Genomic DNA, 15373 nt, shown 5'->3' with positions numbered 1-15373 from the left:
TCAAATGATCTTCTTTTTAAAATGGGACTTGAATTGGGAGGAAATAGAGGTTCAGCAATTAGTCGCTATGTTGGACTGCCGGTTAGTTCCTCCACTATGTTAAGAGTGATTCAAGGAGTAGATGTAGAACCTAAAGCTTTGACATCTGGGGTAATTGGCGTAGATGATTGGGCATTCAAAAAAGGAAGTACTTACGGAACTGTTATTGTGGATTTAGAACGCAAAGAAGTGATAGATTTACTTCCGGATCGTGAATCGGATACGCTAGCAGAGTGGCTGAAGAATCATCCAGAAATAAAAGTAGTATCCAGAGATCGCTATGGTCCATATGCTTTGGGTATAAAAACAGGAGCCCCTGATGCCATTCAGGTAGCCGACCGCTTTCACCTAATTATGAACTTAGGGGAAGCAGCTAAAAAAGTCTTCCAATCACAAGCAAAACAATTGAAGGAAATATTTAAGCTTTATAATGATCCCAAAAGGAATGATTCTACATTAACGGAAGTTACCGGACCTGTTGAAGCAAATTTAGAAGTTGTAGCACCAACGATTTCTACAGCAAACATTGGTGCACATAAACAATATCTATTCGACAAGGTTAAAGAGCTATATGCCAATGGTATTACACTGAGACAAATTGCCAAAATTACAAAGCTGGATCGAAAAACAGTCGCAAGGTATGTATCCATGGAAAAACTTGAGAAAAGACAATCCAGAAACTCCACCAACCTGGAATCCTTCATTAATTATCTTTTGAGCGAAGAGAACCACGGAAAAACATATCGAGAACTGCATAACACTATTGTTCAGATGGGATTCAATGGTAAGTATACCCAGTTTTGTCACAAGATGAATGAAGTTTATAATATGCCTGGGCTCAGTAGAATGAAATATGAGGCACAGGTAGTGGTAACAAAAACTTGGTCGCCAACCAAATTATCCTTAATGCTCTATAGGGATTCAAAACACCTTAAGGAAGATGATAAAGAATTTTTAGAATTATTATTTGAAAAGCTTCCTCAAATAAAACAAATGGAGCAGTTGATAAAGGACTTTAAACAATTGTTTCTTATCAAGAAAGACGGAATGTTACAAAAATGGATTCAGGAGGCATCAACATCAGAGTGCGGGCTTAAAAATTTTGCTAAAAATATTTTAAGGGACTATGAAGCAGTGAATAATGCAGTAGTAACAACAGTAAGTAACGGCCAGGTTGAAGGACAAGTGAATCGAATAAAAAATATAAAAAGAAAAATGTACGGAAGGGCAGGATTTCAGCTATTGAGGAAAATGATACTTGCAAAATCAGCATGATTCACCAAAATTGACGAAGAACCTATCCCTCCGAAATACCCACAGCTGATACATTAAAATCATTTATATCTCTATCCACATAGACTATAGATAGAATTTCTGCAACACATCTTGCATCTGATAGAGTGAAGTCGTTCATATTATTACAACTTCCATCTCCTCCAAATGAATTGAAATACTTATGCAGTGAATTGTGAACACGTAAAATATTTGTGTTTGGATAATAAGTGTATTTTAGATTATAATGGTAAAAAACAATTTTCTCCCTATCTATTGGGATGTTTAGCCCTAATCTTAGGGTAAGTTTCACGAATTCTAAATTCGTGAAACACCTAATGTAAAAATTTGTATAATCCATACGATTTATTTTTTAATTGCTGCTAATACATCTTTTTTAGAGAATACATAACGTGAGCCAACTCTTGAATAGGGAATACTACCGTCCTTAATCCTTTTCGTAAGTGTTGTAGACGAAATATTTAATAATTCACACACTTTTAAGCGACAAAGTGTCTCATCTGAATCATGAATAACCTCCATGATTTTATGGTTTGACTCATTGAGTTTATGATAGAACATACGAGAAAATCTATCTAATAATTCGTCGATGGGAAATTTGATTGTTAGAGTTACTTCCTTGAAGTCCTCGCTAACGATTAAGGATTGTTTCATTGTACAAATAGATTTGAATTTTAAAAACTTTACAACTGTTATTTGAAATAAAATGTGTTAATTATTATTATTTATAATTATTAGTTAATATTATATTTAAATTTTTTTTATATATCGAATTTTGATAGTAATTGAGTTCTTTGGTAGCTAGGTTCTATTTTGTTATATCTAGCAAAAGAACTAACACTTCTATGTCCACTATAAGACCTTATTAATTCGGAGTCCATGCCTTGATTGAATAGATAAGAGATAAAGGATTTTCTTCCAATGTGTGTAGTTAAAACTTCATGTAGTTTACGAGGAAATTCTCTACGTTCAGAACCATAATACTTCACTTTTATTACATCTCTATTTAGCTCTGCCAATTGACCTAAATCCTTTAAATGTGAATTCATTTTTTGATTCGAAATAAATGGAAGAAGTTTTTCATTAGCCCTATTATTATATTTATTTATTATATCTAATGCAGCAGGAATAAGAGGTAAACTAACATGATTTTTAGTCTTTATAGAAACATACTCTAGGAATCCATTAATAACTGTTTTTCTTAAGATTAGCAGCGTCTGAATATCTTAAGCCTGTATAGCATAAGAATAATAGACAATCACGTATTTGATCTAAAGTAACGTTATTAGAAAGGTCTAAATCTTTTAGGGCTAGTATCTCTTCTTTTTTAAGTGCAACAATCTCAGGTTCTTTAGCAGAGAAAGTGAAAGTTTTATATACCATATTCTTATTATATCCTCTAACACTACAATAATTCAAAAATTGCTTAAGTGTTTGAGTATATTTAGCTATAGTCACATTGGAATGATTCTTCTTATTCAAAAGAAAATCAACATATTTTTGATACAAATCTGTGTCGATTACGTCAAATGCAAATTTTAGCCCTGAAAATTTTGAATAATCTTTTAGGAGATCGATAGAAGTCTTATGTTTTTTAACTGTATTTAAAGCGCATTTCATTTCAACATTTTTTAAATACTCATCATAGTATTCCCAAAACGTTTTGTTACTACTTGTTTTGATTTTGTTTAATGAGTTTCTAATGTGTGCAACAGATAATTCGATTCCATTAAGTTGAGCATCAAGAATAATCTTTTCTACTTCCTGAATTTTGCTTTGAAGTATAGCATTTAATTCAATACTATTTGTTACTGAAGATTTGATGCGATGATTTTTAGCGTCCCAGAGATTTCTGTTTGTTTTGATTCCTGTTTGAATCCATAATCTCTTTCCGTTGAATACTACATCTAGTAATATTACTACATCAATCATTCGAAGTTGCCCTGTTTTAGGGTCTTTTCTCTGCTCTAGTTTTGGTGTTACTTTTGCCATTTTTTAGTTATTAAATTGTTATATATTTTATAACAAATAATTATATATTTATTTGTTTATCAATATGTTACAATTGTAATAACCTTGTATGAGATTTCAATGAAAAAAGTGAAAACAGTCTTATATAAATAACAGTTATTTATATAAAATTGTATTTATTTTATAAGTTAAATTGGAGAGGAAGTAATTGATGTAGAAAAGGTGTTAATTTGTTAACACCTTTTAGTTTTGTTTATTTATAATAAAATATTATATGTCTTCTATTTGATTATTTTCAATCCAAGAGAATGGAATAAGAGCTCTATCATCGATATTAATTTCATCATCTCTCCATCTCTTCAATCGTACGATATTTTCAAAATCTTTCCAGGCATATTCTCCAACATGTTCAAGAACTATTATTTGAAGGTTACCTTTTGTTCTAATAATTGCTTCATCTAAAACTTCGAAAATTCTTCTTACTCTTATTTTATCCTCATTTACATCTGAAATTTCTAAATCAGACTCTGGAAAGTAGACTTGTGTTGGCTGGTCAAAAATTATAAAATTAGGACATGGATGATCAATTTTAGAAAGAAAAAACTCATGGAATGCTAAGAGAGTTGAAAGGTGGTAAGCCATGTAATTTGAACCTGAACCAATTTCAAATAATGAATCTTTGCGTCCTGTTGAAGAAAGAAAACGTAGAGTTAAATCTTTTTCATTAAAACTGATTATCTCTTCAGAATTTTCTGCTTTGAATATTTTTGCATAGTGAGAAATTATGTTAGACAATTGACGTTTGGCATATTCAAATTTATCATTTATAAGACTTTCATCAATTGAATTCAATATTTCCTTTTTTCTACTTTCGAGTTTCAATAATTCCTTTTCACTAGATTTATCTTTTAGATAGTAAGAAAAGTTATTGAGTTCACCCTCAAGTTTACCTGCAAATTTGTAGATAGAATTTACTAGGTCAATTTCTTTACTATCATTAGAGTTTTTAGTCTTTATAATATCAGCTTCCTTACGTAGTTCATTTAATTTGAGAACTTTGGCTCTAATTTCTTTATCGAGTTTTCTAGATTCAGCCTTTAGTACTGTTAAATTATCATTTAGTTGAGTACCCTTAGAAATAATTTGATTATTAGTTCTTATTAATTCTTTAACATATGATTTCGCTTTATCATTAACAGAATCACATAAAGGACATTGTTCGGTTTTTCCTTTTAGTATTTTATTAAATAAACTAACCCCCTTTAATCTATTATGCTGTGATAATAAATCATTTCTGTAGTCTTCATTTCCATTAATTAGCTTGATAATTAATTCATTTCTATGTCGAATATTATGAAGTTCAGCTCCTATAGTTATCTCTTCGCTGACTAATTCAGATAATCTCTTACTTGTAGCATCAATTGCATCAGTAGATATTGTCGTAAAATTTTGTAATTCAACATTTTTTATTGCGACTTCTAATGAGTGTAAATAATCCTCATCAGTCCAATTTTCATCATTTGTGTATTTATTATTTAACAGGCCATATTCTCGAGATTGAAAATAATATCCTTTTAATTCTCCTCTAAATCTAGCTAAGCTAGCTTGCTTTCTTTCAATATCTCTACCTAACTCACTAAGTCTACTTTCGATTTGCTTTAACTCATCTTTATTTTCTAAATAATTATTATCAACAACTTTCATTATATATTTGAATATATTGATGAGCTTTTGACGATGAGCCATTACATCTGTTTTGTAAAAAAGTGTAGATTGATTGGCTATAATATATTGAGGTTGAAATAGAAATGCCATATAATCTCTAAAGCTTGGTCTTGAATCAAACCCAGATTTTTGGTTTTCATTTTCTTCATTAGAAAAATAAGATAAATTAGCAATAATATTTAAACGATGCTTAACTTCATTAATATTACAATTTGAATTAATCTCAATTGGAATATCTAAAAAAGTTCCTTCTCTCATAAACATATCCCCGGAAGCCTCTAAATTTGAAGGCTCTTTTCTCGCCAAAATCATCTCATGACCATTAGAAAGAGTAATATGTAAACCGAACCATTCTGTAAGTCTTCGAATTAATCTTGAAGGAATTCTGCAATCACCACTTCCTAAGCAATAATCGATTATAGAAATTATTGCAGATTTTCCCCTTTCACTTCCACCAGTTATAACATTCACTTTATTTGGAGAAAAGTGTATATATCTAATCTCTTTTTCTTTATTCTTAGGGATTAAAAAGAGAGTTTTAATTTTAAATTCCATCTAATTTTAAATAACTTGTTATTTCAACACTATTCATTTTTCCAAACCAAGTACCTATTCTTTTCGCTGCATTGAATATATCTGCTAAATCAGGATACTGTCGCAATTTTGAAAATTCACTTTCTTTAATTGCTTTAGGTACAAACCTTAATTCCTGACGATCTCTATCAAAATCCAAAATTCCAGAAACACTACATAAGTAAATAGTTTCAAAAGTTAGTTTTCCCATAGATTCAATTCGATCCTCTAAACCGATAAATAAATCCCTGTTTTCATCAAGTGCTCTATAAAGACTTCCTTCTCTAAAATTTCTACTTTTAATGCCATCTACAATTCTCTTATTAAAACAGATTGGTAAAACCACCATTATTAATTTTAGAGAGGGGGGCTGCTTTTTTTGTAGAGAATAGTTTTTACAAAATTCCCATAGAACATAAGATGCTAAAATTTTATTTTGAAAAATATCAAATTCATTCATCATTTTTTTTTTGTTAAATCTTTCCATAGGGGATGCCAACCTATTTTTAATGAATCACATAGATAGTGATAGGACCCTCTATTAGTATAACTTTGTATTGGTTCAAAATTTAATATTTTTCCTCTATATAATATTGTTTCATAGAAAGTTTCATAACCAGTTCTTTTGAAATCACTTGAGTATTTAAATTTTGGTCGAGAAATTGAATCCCAGTGAGTTTTTAAATCTTGAAAATAAACTTCAATGTTTGCTTTTGAAATTTCACCATCTCTAGCCCATCTACTTCTTTCAGATGCTGCTCTTACATAGTCATTAATAGCTTCAATAATCTCATCATCCTCACAATCAATAAGACTTAATTGTTTTACAAAATTTTTCCCTCTATTTCCCTCAATCTCTTCAACCGATATAGGTAATGAGTCTATTGTTTTTTCAAAAAATGGTTTTTCAAGAAACTCATAAATAAGGATATTATATTGCTTATTAAAAGAATTTACAGAAATTAGACCCTCTTTTCTTTCTTTCCAGCATTCTATTAAGTTATCAAGTACAAATCCAAATAAAGACTGATAAATCTTGTTAAATGGAATATCTTCTGATACACTGAGGTTTGCTTTAATGTGCTTTTTTATTTCATTAGAACTATGCGTATAACTGTTATCAAGTATTTGGATTCGAATTAGGAATTGCTTCAAAAAGTCATTGCTACAATCCAAGATTTTATTCCCATACTTCTGTTTTTTTACAGGTAATTTTATTGCAATATCTTTAAGTGTTATTATTATATCTTCAATCTCTTTTGACGAAGATTTATCATTAATTTTACTTATTTTAGATATTAAACGATTTGATGGAATTTTTTTATTTGATAGAATAGAAAAAATAGACTTGTCTATATCACATTTTTTATCCTCAATTAAATTAATCCAATTATATAATGTTTTCCATAAATCGATACTATGATCTGAGTAAGGGATAGCTTTGGAGACACTATGCTTGGATTGTTCATAAATTTTATCAATAGACTCTCCGTTTTCTAGTTTTACTAAAATATCATCATCAACTTCTACCCCTACAATACATTCATTACTTAATTCACTGAGCCACAAAAGTGCTCTTTCTATCTGAAATAAATATCCCAATATACTTCCATCCGCAGTTGTGTTGCTTGCTTTTTTTGCCATTAATTGATTTGATGGTTAATAGTTAAGGTAAGGTAGTTAATAATTAAAAAAAAATCAACTATTGATTTCAGAGGTTCAGAAATTACAAGAATTCTTCATACATTATCTCATACAAATTTTCCTTTTATCAATAAGGAGGCGTGTATATTCGATTGGAAATCTTAAAATTTTATGATCTATTAAAGCTTTTACATTTCCAATTTTGTAATAACACCTTATATTTCATTATGAATATCATAATTCTGCTCGGGGCTACAAAGATACGTACATTAACTTCTTAATATTGAGTCTATTCCTTTTTGGCTATATACTGTAGATAACGCAAACATAAGGCTGAAGATTGTGAAGATTATCTTTTCCATACTATTTTTTGTTTTCATAAAACTCGGTTTTCACTACAGTAATTAAAACACCAAAATAGTAAATGAAACCATATACTTAGAATTTGATTGGTTATGGACAGTATTTAAATACTATGAAATGGGGAATTGCCCCGAAAATTAAATCTGCTAAAAATATTATTCGGCATACATGTACTCTTTAGCCTTACAGCCAATAGGTCTATACTCTTGATCTAAGATCCACGCGTGATCTACATTTTCTTTCTTTAGCATGTATAGGATTATTCCTTATTTCGTGGGGTTTACATCTATATGGGAGCTATCGTGGGAAAATGGAAGAAGACGCTTTGGAAGGCAAATCTTCGATAGGATTAGGCGAATTTCTTGGTGAGCCTACTTTTTGGTTCGAAACTTTTCAAAATTGGCAGAGTGAATTCCTTTCAGTGGCTTCAATTGTATCACTAACGATTTTTTTGCGGCAAAAAGGCTCTCCACAATCAAAGCCAGTAGACGCACCACATTTGGAAACAGGAAAATAATAAACGCAGTGAATCAAATGATTTGTTAAGTTAATAGAAGCAAGCTGCTATCAAGCTTTATTATGTAAGGTAGCACGATGTATAGCCCTATGAAATACATGTTTGATTACAGGGCAATATGTTTAGAGTTAGTCTATTCTGTCAGTAAGCTGAAAACGACTGATTACCTGATGAAGTATAAAGGTAGAGACCTAAGTGTTATTTCATGATAAGATAAAGGTAGGGGACATGGCGGCTAAAGATTGGGGAAAATCAAAAATAGTCCAATCGTAATTAAACAATTGGACTATTTTTAATATTATAGGATTTGACGTCTAAAACTTCAATAGTTACTTACTTTTGTTATTTCCTCATCTTCTGCTGTTACTTCTTCCAGATAGCGTTCTAAACTGTCATCCATTTCTTTCATCCATGGGGTGTGGTGAATAGACGCTTGTGTGCCGTCCACAACAGAAGTAAAGACTTGGTCACGATAGTTGAGAATATTCACCTCTTTGTCATGCAGCCACTGCTTAAACATATCGGCTACTTTATCCAGATCGAACGGCGGATAATCTGTCAGAGATATTAACTCTTTAATATAATCTGTTTGAAAATCCACATGATCGGCACCTGTGACAGTTGATTTTTCATAGGCCATCCATTTATTAATATCAGCAGTACGCTCCTCTTTAGAAGGTAACGAAACTCTTCCCAGCATATAATCACGGGCGAACCAAGCTTGTGTATCAAACATATTGAAGGTATAATATTGATCTTGCATACCTAAGTAAATTAATCGCTCATTATCATTAAAGATTATACCTTTGTATAAGTGATTAGGGTATAAGCAATTTTTAGATTTCAATCTCAGATTATCGGGTAAGAATGGAAGTTTGTGCTGATAGCCAGTACAAAAAATTACAGCATCAAAGTCTTCGGCGTGACCGTCTTTAAAGAAGGCAGTGCTTCCCTCAAAATGAGTTACTAATTCTTTCTCTTTTATTCCTTTAGGCCATTTGGAGCCTATAGAGCTCGTTCGGTAAGAAATAGTAATTGATTTAGCTCCGTGTTTGTAACATTGTACACCAATATCCTCTGCCGAATAACTACTGCCTATCAACAAAACTTTTTGATCAATAAATTGATCGGCTCCTCTAAAATCGTGAGCGTGCATGACAGCCCCAGGAAAATTTTCTATACCTTTAAAATAAGGTAGATTTGGCGTTGAAAAGTGCCCTGTTCCCACGACTAGGTAATCGAATATTTCCTCAAAAGTTTCGTTTTTAACTAAATCATCAAAGATAACGCGAAACTGTTTTTTATCTTCTAAGTAATCTACCCATCGTGCTACTGTATTGAATTGAATATATTCTCGAGCGATACTTTTTTTTATTCTTCCTTGAATATAATCGAAAAGAACTTCACGTGGTGGGAATGAGGATATAGGTTGACCAAAGTGTTCGGTAAAACTATAGTCGGCAAACTCCAAACATTCTTTGGGGCCATTGGACCAAAGATATTTATACATACTACCATGCAGTGGTTCACCATATTTACCTACGCCGGTACGCCAAGTATAGTTCCACATACCGCCCCAATTGTCTTGTTTTTCAAAACATTTAATTTCTGGAACGGGATTACCTTTTTTCTGCTCTGACTCAAAGGCCCTTAGCATAGCAAGTCCACTAGGACCTGCACCAATAATCCCAACTTTAAAATTTGTCATATATACATAAAAATTTATTCCCGTTCTTATGTTATAAGAAGGGAGGATTAAACTATTAAGAATCAATATTTGATCCGCAAGCCTTAATCAAGGCTCGAAGGCATTTTTGAAAGAGTGCAAACTCTTAAAGAAGAAAAGACCTTTATTCAGGGCTTAATTAAATTGATAACAGAAATATTATTAATCGTAATATCTTTGTTTTTTTGCAATATACAAAATATCGGTTGCAAAAACAACTTATAGCCTCACTGAGCCTCTAGAGCTTTAATTATTCTTATGTTGAGATTTGTGCGATATTTTTTTAAGATATTTGTAAAGGGGAGGAATTAGTTCCGAGACTGGAGAAAATTTACAGGAGTTTATGAGATATTTTTAATTTTCCTTATAATTAAATGGTGTTCTTAGGTTATTTAATAACTATACTTACTTAGATATAAGGTAGACACAAATTCTAGCAATTTTTTCGCAACCATCGTAACCTATTAATTAACTCTGTGAAAAAGAAGTCTTGTTTATAGCTGAGCAAATTTTATGACACCTAATTTGTAAATTTTTCAAGTAAAAAATATAGTTAAAATAGGGGATGGATTGTATGTATTTTCATAGATATCACAGTGAGCGAGGATTGTTGCGCTGACTTTCAAAATTGATTCAATAAATGATTGTGCTAATCTGCTGTTTCTCGGAAAATCTTCAACTTACTTGTCATCAAAAACATCAACAATCCAAAGAAGGCAAAAACGCCATAGGAATATCGTAAGCTAAATATTTCTGCGATATAACCAATTAACGGTGGCCCCAATAGAAAACCTAAATAACTTACGCTGGAAACCATTGCTAATGCCACACCAGGGGCAATTTTCTTATTTTGTCCAGCAAGACTATATACTGTTGGAATATTACAAGCTACACCTATTCCAACCAACATAAAAGCTAGGGTACAAATCCAAAATTTAGGCGCTAATACAGAAAGCATCATACCTAAAAACATAAGGATTCCACTGATTTGTAAGGTTTTTTTACGCCCAAGTCTACTTATCACATAATCACCCATAAAACGGCCAGTCGCCATCATAATCATAAAGGAAGCATATCCTACAACTATAAGATTCTCAGGGGCACCTACGATATCTTTGAAATATACACCACTCCAGTCAAACATAGCGCCTTCAGTAGCCATACTGAAGAAACCAATAATTCCCAATTGCACCAACGATTTTTCGGGTCTGGAGAAAAAAGATCTTTTCTCTTTTTGTTCGGGTTTACCTTGCACAAGGTACTTGTGATTAAGTAAGGTATTACAAATAATCAAAAACAGAATAATAAGAAAATGTGGTAACGTATCAATGCCGATATTCATTGTTAGCAAACCGATGAGTGCACCAGTAAATCCGGCAATACTCCATGCACCATGAAAAGAAGACATGATTGATTGTTGAAACATTTTCTCTGCGGCCACACCTTGAGTGTTTACCGCGATATTGCACATATTTCCTACCACCCCAAAAGCGAAAAGAATAGCAGCTAAGTGAAAGGCATTGGTTGCTAATCCAATTGTACATAATATAAGCGCATAAATAATTGCAACAATACGTAGGACATTAGCACTGCCGTATTTTGTTACGAGTTTTCCTGAAAGCGCCATAGTGACCAGTTGTCCTACAGGAAGCATAAGTAATATGGTACCCAGCTGCGCTTCGGTTAATTGTAAATTTTCTTTAAGTGTTGGAATACGGCTCGCCCAAGACGAAAAAGCTAATCCTTGACAAAAATAAAAAAGCGAAACTGCGATGCGTATTCTATTGCGACTGGTAATTGTTGATTCAACAGTGGGGATGGCTATGCCTTTCATATAAAAATATTTTACACCGCAAATTTAAATAATCTATTTGCTATTGTCATTGTGTTTCTTGTCATAAAGCGATTAATGATATCTTAAGTTTTTATTAACATATAATATTCCTTTCAATACTTGTTTAATAATTTTTTATCTCCTTATCAAACGTGCTGTGATACGTCTTCTTCTAACTTGGGGTAGAGAGCTAGTGCTATCTAATCGAGATAAGAGTTGATAGTGTTAAGCGATTATCTTAATCAATATTTTATGCTAATATATGCGAATACTTAGCTAATATTTTGCAATCGTTGTCGGTATCGTTTGCGCAATTTTTGTGCTAAACCTGGTGAAAACAGCCCCTCTTTACGTTAATATTGTATATAATATTTTTTCTACCTATGAAACATATTATATGATCCTTTTAGGAGGTGATAACCATTTATACAATAATTAATAAACATTTATGGCAATACTAATGATCCCTATTGGTGATTATAGTTTTGTCTCACCATTTTAAATCTATTCATTATGAGGGTAATGTTTACTGTACTCATGCTGGTGTTGATGTGGCAAATCTCATTTGCACAGCAACGATCCGTAAATGGAGTTGTCACGGATATAGACAACAATCCATTGTCAGGTGCGACGGTTAGTGTGAAAGGCACAAGTCGGCAATCAAGCACAGATGCTGATGGGAAATTCAAAATTCAGATTAATTCATCGAACGAAGTAATTGTGGTTAATCTGATGGGGTATTTAGCCCAAGAATTGGTAATTGGTAGTCAGAATAACCTGACATTCAGAATGACAAGCAATGAAGCAAATCTAGAAGAAGTAGTCGTAATTGGATACGGTACGGTAAAGCGTAAAGATCTGACTGGTGCTGTTTCGTCCGTAGACGCTAAAACTATAGCAGCTGCACCAGTAGCTTCGGCTTTGGAGGCTATTCAAGGCCGTGTAGCGGGATTGAACATTTCAACAACAGAGGGTTCACCAGATGCAGAATTGACTGTGCGTGTACGTGGTGGAGGTTCTATCACACAGGACAACTCTCCACTGTATATTGTTGATGGTTTTCCAGTCAACTCTATTGCTGACATAGCGCCTCAGGATATTGAAACTATCGATATCTTAAAAGATGCTTCTTCTACAGCGATTTACGGTTCTCGCGGTGCAAATGGTGTAATCTTGGTGACCACGAAGGGTGGGAAAGCAGGTAAAACGAACATTAGTTTGAATGCTTTTACAGGCGCACGTAATCTTGCAAGCAAACTTGATGTACTTGATCCAATGGATTATGTGACTTGGCAATATGAACAGGCTCTATTAGCGAATAAGATAAATAATTACACAGATTACTTCGGGAATTTTCAAGACATCGATCTGTATACCAACGTACAGCCGAATGATTGGCAAGAAATTGTATTTGGTCGTACAGGAAATACCTATAATCAAAATATAAACTTCAGTGGTGGTGGAGAAAAGACAAAATACAGTGTAAGTCATTCATTCGTGAAAGACAAAGCAATTATGCAGATGTCCGATTACCAACGTCAAAATGCCAATTTCAAGTTAAATCACAAATTGTATAAAAATCTGACATTAGACTTGGGACTTCGTTATTCAGATATGCGCGTAAATGGAGGCGGTATGAATGAGCAGAATGAAGTTTCTTCTGCCGACTCTCGTCTTAAGTATGCGATGCTTTATCCTCCATTTCCAGTTAATGGTTTGACGACTACTACTGAAACAGATGATGATTTCAATTTGTACAGCCCATTGATTGCGATATCGGACAATGACCAATATTTTCAGCGTAAAACATACAATTTGAATGCGGCTTTAACTTATGAGATCGTTGATAATTTACGTTTAAGAAGTGAATTTGGTTACGATAGCTACCGCAATGACCAAGATCGCTTTTACGGGGGGACTACATATTATGTGCGCAATGTGCCAGCACGTGAAAATCAGAATCTTCCAGCTTTGTGGTTGACAAATACGAATCGAAATGGTTGGAGAAACACCAACACATTGAACTATGACTTCAAAAAGTTGATCTCAAAAGATCATTCTTTGAATATGTTAATAGGTCAAGAGTACTTGATGATTCAAAATCAGGTATTGACCAATATAATGCATGGTTTTCCATCGACATTTTCATTTGATGAAGCTCGTAAGTTGACCACTCAAGGAAATCCTTATTCAGTGGACAATAATTTCGCTCCAGATGATAAATTATTGTCATTTTTTGGACGTGCTAATTATGGATATAAAGAAAAATATTTATTGAGCGCAACATTTAGAGCAGATGGTTCGTCGAAATTTTCAGCAGCAAATCGTTGGGGATTTTTCCCGTCAGTTTCTGGAGCTTGGCGAATTTCGGGTGAGGAATTTTTGGAAGATGCAGCTTGGTTGAGTGATTTAAAAATTAGAGCGAGTTATGGTGCGGCGGGAAATAACAGAATTCCTTCGGGTTTATTGGTTCAAACATTCAATAACTCCACCACAACTTGGGTCAATGGGTATAATAACTTTTGGGCTGCCTCTAAAACCATGGCAAATCCTGATTTGAAATGGGAAACGACTACTACGCGAAACGTAGGATTGGATTTCTCTTTGTTCAATAGTAGGTTGAGCGGTACAATTGATGCATATTTAAATAAAACAGAAGATTTATTAATCGCTTATCCTGTAGCAGGTACAGGGTATGATATCCAATACCGTAATATTGGTAATACCCAAAACAAAGGTTTGGAATTCTCTTTAAACTGGTCTGCTGTTCGTAAACAAAATTTTGATTTAACAGTAAATGCGAATATTGCCTTCAACCGTAATGAAGTTCTAAGTTTAGGAGCTGTTGAAAATATTCCTGGAACGTCAAGATGGGCCTCTACGGCAATTAATATGGACTATTTGGTAGAAGTTGGTGCGCCTTTAGGTCAAATGTATGGTTATCAAAGTGATGGTCGCTATGAAGTGTCTGATTTTGAGGGTTATATTTCAAGTCAATGGAAGCTAAAAGAGGGTGTTACAACGGCTGCAGAGGTTGTTGGTACGATGCGTCCAGGAGCTATGAAATTAAAGGATATCAATGGTGATGGCATGATTTCGGTAGCAGATCGTGGAATTATTGGTAATGCGAATCCATCACACACAGGTGGTTTTTCTTTGGCATCACGCATCTATAATTTTGACCTAGCAGCGTATTTCAATTGGTCTTATGGCAATGATGTGTACAATGCTAACAAGATTGAATACACGAGTACGAGCCAATATTTTTCACGTAATATGATTTCAGAAATGGCGACTGGTAAACGTTGGACAAATTTGAGATCAGATGGTACAATCAGTAATGATCCTGCTGAATTAGAGCAAATGAATGCCAACACCACTATGTGGTCGCCGTATATGCGGTCTTTTGTATTCAGTGATTGGGCTGTAGAAGATGGATCATTCTTACGTATGTCTACATTGACATTAGGATATACTTTACCTAAGCATATTTCGGCACGCTTGCGCATGCAGACATTACGCATATATGCTTCAGGTTACAATTTATGGTTACTTACTAATTATTCTGGTTTTGATCCAGAAGTGTCTACACGTCGTCAAACACCATTAACTCCAGGAGTAGATTATTCGGCCTATCCGAAAAGTAAATCTTTCCTTGTTGGACTTAATGTAAACTTCTAGTAGGACT

General features: G+C 33.2%; 12 protein-coding genes. 3 read left to right on the top strand and 9 right to left on the bottom strand.

Annotated features, from left to right (window positions below; genetic code table 11):
- A partial coding sequence (locus GOQ16_RS10855; protein ID WP_160069297.1) for an ISL3 family transposase occupies nucleotides 1–1314 on the top strand: 1314 nt, incomplete at its 5' end.
- A 22-nt stretch (nucleotides 1315–1336) separates the two neighbouring features.
- Here the strand turns inward: GOQ16_RS10855 and GOQ16_RS10850 are convergent.
- From GOQ16_RS10850 to GOQ16_RS10820, 7 genes are all read right to left on the bottom strand, one after another.
- On the bottom strand, nucleotides 1337–1624 hold the full coding sequence (locus GOQ16_RS10850) for a hypothetical protein (protein ID WP_160069296.1): 288 nt from the start codon (nucleotides 1622–1624) through the stop codon (nucleotides 1337–1339).
- A gap of 53 nt (nucleotides 1625–1677) precedes the next feature.
- Nucleotides 1678–1986 carry a helix-turn-helix domain-containing protein gene (locus tag GOQ16_RS10845; RefSeq protein WP_160069295.1) on the bottom strand — a complete coding sequence of 103 codons (309 nt, stop codon included), beginning with the start codon at nucleotides 1984–1986 and terminating at the stop codon, nucleotides 1678–1680.
- A 107-nt stretch (nucleotides 1987–2093) separates the two neighbouring features.
- Nucleotides 2094–2495 (bottom strand): site-specific integrase, encoded by a 402-nt coding sequence (locus tag GOQ16_RS18140; RefSeq protein WP_369073899.1) that lies wholly within the window; start codon nucleotides 2493–2495, stop codon nucleotides 2094–2096.
- 22 nt (nucleotides 2496–2517) lie between these two features.
- Nucleotides 2518–3324 carry a site-specific integrase gene (locus GOQ16_RS10835; RefSeq protein ID WP_160069294.1) on the bottom strand — a complete coding sequence of 269 codons (807 nt, stop codon included), beginning with the start codon at nucleotides 3322–3324 and terminating at the stop codon, nucleotides 2518–2520.
- 249 nt (nucleotides 3325–3573) lie between these two features.
- Nucleotides 3574–5583, bottom strand: coding sequence for a DUF3732 domain-containing protein (locus GOQ16_RS10830; protein ID WP_160069293.1), 2010 nt, complete (start codon nucleotides 5581–5583; stop codon nucleotides 3574–3576).
- The gene (locus GOQ16_RS10825) at nucleotides 5573–6088 is read right to left on the bottom strand and encodes a three component ABC system middle component (protein ID WP_160069292.1); all 516 of its coding nucleotides are present in this window, start codon (nucleotides 6086–6088) and stop codon (nucleotides 5573–5575) included. The genes GOQ16_RS10830 and GOQ16_RS10825 overlap by 11 nt, the downstream gene beginning before the upstream one ends.
- On the bottom strand, nucleotides 6061–7245 hold the full coding sequence (locus GOQ16_RS10820) for an ABC-three component system protein (RefSeq protein ID WP_160069291.1): 1185 nt from the start codon (nucleotides 7243–7245) through the stop codon (nucleotides 6061–6063). The genes GOQ16_RS10825 and GOQ16_RS10820 overlap by 28 nt, the downstream gene beginning before the upstream one ends.
- A gap of 616 nt (nucleotides 7246–7861) precedes the next feature.
- Here GOQ16_RS10820 and GOQ16_RS10815 point away from each other — a divergent pair.
- The gene (locus GOQ16_RS10815) at nucleotides 7862–8125 is read left to right on the top strand and encodes a DUF6766 family protein (RefSeq protein ID WP_317163811.1); all 264 of its coding nucleotides are present in this window, start codon (nucleotides 7862–7864) and stop codon (nucleotides 8123–8125) included.
- Nucleotides 8126–8447: 322 nt separating this feature from the next.
- Here the strand turns inward: GOQ16_RS10815 and GOQ16_RS10810 are convergent, their stop codons facing one another.
- Both GOQ16_RS10810 and GOQ16_RS10805 read right to left on the bottom strand, forming a co-directional pair.
- On the bottom strand, nucleotides 8448–9833 hold the full coding sequence (locus GOQ16_RS10810) for a trimethylamine monooxygenase (protein ID WP_160069289.1): 1386 nt from the start codon (nucleotides 9831–9833) through the stop codon (nucleotides 8448–8450).
- A 667-nt stretch (nucleotides 9834–10500) separates the two neighbouring features.
- Nucleotides 10501–11685, bottom strand: coding sequence for an MFS transporter (locus tag GOQ16_RS10805; protein ID WP_160069288.1), 1185 nt, complete (start codon nucleotides 11683–11685; stop codon nucleotides 10501–10503).
- Nucleotides 11686–12198: 513 nt separating this feature from the next.
- Between GOQ16_RS10805 and GOQ16_RS10800 the strand changes: the two genes are divergently transcribed.
- Complete coding sequence (locus GOQ16_RS10800; RefSeq protein WP_240141016.1) at nucleotides 12199–15366, top strand: SusC/RagA family TonB-linked outer membrane protein; 3168 nt, start codon at nucleotides 12199–12201, stop codon at nucleotides 15364–15366.
- The last annotated feature ends 7 nt before the right edge of the window (nucleotides 15367–15373 follow it).

The sequence above is a fragment of the Sphingobacterium bovisgrunnientis genome, from assembly GCF_009829085.1.
Lineage (GTDB): Bacteria > Bacteroidota > Bacteroidia > Sphingobacteriales > Sphingobacteriaceae > Sphingobacterium > Sphingobacterium bovisgrunnientis.
The sequence above is the reverse complement of the archived record's forward strand: the minus strand, read 5'-3'. Positions and strand labels throughout refer to the sequence as shown.

Coding starts and splice junctions, on each gene's coding strand:
- GOQ16_RS10845 (WP_160069295.1), bottom strand. CDS start 1,986: ATGAAACAATCCTTAATCGTTAGCGAGGACTTCAAGGAAGTAACTCTA.
- GOQ16_RS10820 (WP_160069291.1), bottom strand. CDS start 7,245: ATGGCAAAAAAAGCAAGCAACACAACTGCGGATGGAAGTATATTGGGA.
- GOQ16_RS10800 (WP_240141016.1), top strand. CDS start 12,199: ATGAGGGTAATGTTTACTGTACTCATGCTGGTGTTGATGTGGCAAATC.
- GOQ16_RS10830 (WP_160069293.1), bottom strand. CDS start 5,583: ATGGAATTTAAAATTAAAACTCTCTTTTTAATCCCTAAGAATAAAGAA.
- GOQ16_RS10810 (WP_160069289.1), bottom strand. CDS start 9,833: ATGACAAATTTTAAAGTTGGGATTATTGGTGCAGGTCCTAGTGGACTT.
- GOQ16_RS10805 (WP_160069288.1), bottom strand. CDS start 11,685: ATGAAAGGCATAGCCATCCCCACTGTTGAATCAACAATTACCAGTCGC.
- GOQ16_RS10835 (WP_160069294.1), bottom strand. CDS start 3,324: ATGGCAAAAGTAACACCAAAACTAGAGCAGAGAAAAGACCCTAAAACA.
- GOQ16_RS10825 (WP_160069292.1), bottom strand. CDS start 6,088: ATGGAAAGATTTAACAAAAAAAAAATGATGAATGAATTTGATATTTTT.